This window comes from Segetibacter koreensis DSM 18137 (assembly GCF_000374045.1).
Taxonomy (GTDB): Bacteria; Bacteroidota; Bacteroidia; order Chitinophagales; family Chitinophagaceae; genus Segetibacter; species Segetibacter koreensis.
On the sequence record NZ_KB893358.1, the window covers coordinates 1 to 3,037 of the forward strand.

Consider the following 3,037-nt stretch of genomic DNA (forward strand, 5'->3'; position numbering starts at 1 on the left):
AATTGAATAAAACCTTCTGTTATCTCTTGCTTTCAAAAGAATATAAAGTACAACGATATTATCCCTGTTTAAATGCCTATATACATAGGACACACTGTTGTGCGTTCGCCTTTTTACGCCTCAGATGTTTCAATCCGTACAAATCCAGTATTGCTGTCGCACAGAAATTGCAAGAACTCTATGAAGCAATTTTCAGGTGCAGAACCAAAATCAATTGCAAATGAATATTTGTCGTCAACCAGCCCAGGTTCTGAACAACTATGGATTACTTCCCCGAGTTCATCATCAGGAAGTTCTTCGTCAATTTTAAGCCATTTGATAACCCATCCGGATAATGAGGAAACATCAATCTTATCTACCATAAATTCAACACTGTTCCAGCAAAAAGGATGGACTTCTACTTTCATTTTCTGAAAATAGAAGTTCAGGGATTTATAATCTAAGTTCTTATCGAGCCTTAATTCTAAAATATGGTCCTTGCTCTTTTGGTCTTTATAGATAAAATCTAAGTAGATCCTGTTAAACGGATAGGAAGTACTTTCGTCGTTTACTTCGATTTGAAGTTCTGATGCACAGATGTCCTTTCCATTTTTTAGTGCACTTATCTCATTGGTAAAATATTCAACATATCGCCGTCTTTCTATTTTAGCGATTTTTAATAGTTCATCGTTCATTTTCTAAGGTTCTGACTAACGTAAGAAAATGGTTGTATCATGATGTAGCTATTCCCAATTCTTCGCCAGTTATTTCAAATTTATCAATTTGCTTTTTAATCTTCTTTACTAATCCCATTTTTCTTTTCTGATCAAGGAATAAGTATTGGGTTGGTGGATTGTAAGGTTGTTGCTTCACAATCATGTTCCAGATGATTACTGCCAGCTTTCTTGCTGTAGCACTAACAGCGGCTGTTCTGCCTTTTCTATACAATATCTTTTTAAAGAAGTTTGCCAGGTGAGTATCCTTTAAATTTCCAATAGAATTGGCAGCTTGTCGTAAGGCAATCTTCAAACGATTGCTTCCTTTCGGCACTTTGTTGCTGATAATTTTTCCTCCTGTTTTTTTATTGTTGGGCGCCAGCCTCATCCAGCTTGTAAAATGTTTTGAAGTTGGAAATTCTTTAAAACCTTCCGGTCCTATTTCACTTATTATAGTAAGGATGGTAGCATGGCTTACTCCTTCTATCTGCATCAGGTCAACACCCCCGAAGTACTGGTAAGCCGCTTGGTTCAGGTCGATACCTTTGATAGCATTTTTGTTTTGTCGCTTGTGTGTTTTTAGTGTGGTTGAAAGTTTTTTTTTGAAGGGTCTGTGTTAATCTGCTCTTGTAGAAACTTATTAATTTGAACGTCGCACTCAGCTATTTTCTTCTGACAGAACTGATAACTTTCAAACTCCTGTTTCAATCCGAACAGGTAGTCTTTTCTATTGTTACCTTTTAAAGCTTTTGCAATTTCTTCTTCGCTTTTGCGACAGTTAAAGTGACGATGCTTTGCCAGCTCTGCAGGATTGAGATTGCCTTTGCAGATATCTTCAATGATAGCCATTCCTGTAAGACCGCATACATCTTTTACAACCACATCTAATCTAAAGTTAAGCAGTTTCAGATACTTCTGCATTTTATGTGTAGCTTCTGCACTTTGGGCAATCCAGTTGCTTCTTTGCCTTGAATAAGTTCTCAAGGTTTCGGTGGTTTCATCTGGTAAAAAGCTGCCGGTTAACAGCCCTATGCTGTGCAGCTTTTGTATCCATCTTGCATCTTTTACATCAGTCTTTTTGCCTTTGATGTTTTTAGTAAACTTCCCATTACAGAGTGTCACCTCAAAACCCCGGCTTGATAGTTCTACATACAGGTTTTGCCAGTAGCTGCCAGTGCTTTCCATAGCTACATGGGTAATGTTGTTATTTTTAAGATGATTGCAAATACTGACCAGGTCATCAGCATATACCCCAAATTCTTTTACATCATTGTCACCTTGCCCGATAGCAACAAAGTGAGAACGACTTCCAATGTCAATCCCTGCACAATGCGGGTGAATAACATCCATTTCAATTTTTGCCATAATTGAACTTTTAAGTAATTAATATGGCTTTAAGAAAATGCACCTATAAATTTATCAATTATTCTGACCGGGGTTGAACACAAAAGCATTCACCACCACTGAATTCATAAACTCTCCGAAAAGGAGTTGTGCATTTCAACCAGAATGACGCACGGAGTTGTAAACTACCATTGCTTAAACCGGTCTCACAAAAAGCCTTTAATGCAAAAGTCGGAGTGATATAAATTGATCCCGTTAGCCAAGGAATTTATTTTCCGGGAAAAAAGGGGAATGACGCACAACGTTGAACATGTTTATGTAGTACTGGTATTTGAAATACTATGCTTCATAAACTTGCCGTTGATTATTAAAGATATAAAAGATTGGATTTATGTTCTTCCGCCAGTATTACATAAACATGCATGTTATGTGCCGTTTGCGTCTGGAGCAACTTTCCAGATAATTTTGTTTTTCCAATAAAAAGCCTATAGGATTATAGAATTTGAATTCCTTCGTTAAAAATGTTATTCCCGTCTATGTAGAGGTTTGTTAATACTTGGCATATCCTTATCATATTCTACTTCAACGGTGTCTCCAATTGTAAGCGTGGTGTCATGGGAATTTCCAGTATACTTTTTCCCGCTAATTGTAAATTCGTAAGAATAAGAAAACTTGGGATGAACCGGTTGATTTCCCATATAATTTCTCTCGTTAATGATTACTGCTTTTGTTTGTCCCGCATTTTCTTTGAGTAACGAATTTGTCAAAAAGCTTCTTATTATTTTATAAATAAAAAGACCAATGATGGCAATTCCAACGAGTATCCAAAATATATTTTTTAGTTTATTCAAATCTCCTAATTGTTATACTTGTCGTTTAAACCTTCCTGATTTAATGGCACATAACAAAAAGAAAAGTATCCGCGAAGCCCCCAATCAAAGCCCCGCATTGTAGTCCTTTTGCGGGGCTTTGTGGTATACTTTTGGGTTGACCGACGT

The 3,037-nt window shown here is 36.7% G+C and carries 4 protein-coding genes; all 4 read right to left on the minus strand.

The window, feature by feature from the left end; translation table 11 throughout:
* Nucleotides 1-113 precede the first annotated feature (113 nt).
* The 4 genes from B154_RS0121355 to B154_RS0121370 all read right to left on the minus strand — a co-directional run bounded on the left by B154_RS0121355 (nt 114) and on the right by B154_RS0121370 (nt 2,806).
* Nucleotides 114-674, minus strand: coding sequence for a hypothetical protein (locus B154_RS0121355; RefSeq protein WP_018616394.1), 561 nt, complete (start codon nt 672-674; stop codon nt 114-116).
* A 37-nt stretch (nt 675-711) separates the two neighbouring features.
* Nucleotides 712-1,188: a transposase gene (locus tag B154_RS33175; protein ID WP_033412300.1), complete on the minus strand. Its 477-nt coding sequence runs from the start codon at nt 1,186-1,188 to the stop codon at nt 712-714.
* A gap of 86 nt (nt 1,189-1,274) precedes the next feature.
* Nucleotides 1,275-2,060 (minus strand): IS110 family transposase, encoded by a 786-nt coding sequence (locus B154_RS33180; RefSeq protein ID WP_211217527.1) that lies wholly within the window; start codon nt 2,058-2,060, stop codon nt 1,275-1,277.
* Between the two features lie 503 nt (nt 2,061-2,563).
* Nucleotides 2,564-2,806 carry a hypothetical protein gene (locus tag B154_RS0121370; protein WP_157580911.1) on the minus strand — a complete coding sequence of 81 codons (243 nt, stop codon included), beginning with the start codon at nt 2,804-2,806 and terminating at the stop codon, nt 2,564-2,566.
* Nucleotides 2,807-3,037: the final 231 nt, after the last annotated feature.

Bases quoted from the DNA above. Each gene is read 5' to 3' on its own strand.
- B154_RS0121355 (WP_018616394.1), bottom strand. From the start codon at position 674: ATGAACGATGAACTATTAAAAATCGCTAAAATAGAAAGACGGCGATAT.
- B154_RS33175 (WP_033412300.1), bottom strand. From the start codon at position 1,188: ATGCAGATAGAAGGAGTAAGCCATGCTACCATCCTTACTATAATAAGT.
- B154_RS33180 (WP_211217527.1), bottom strand. From the start codon at position 2,060: ATGGCAAAAATTGAAATGGATGTTATTCACCCGCATTGTGCAGGGATT.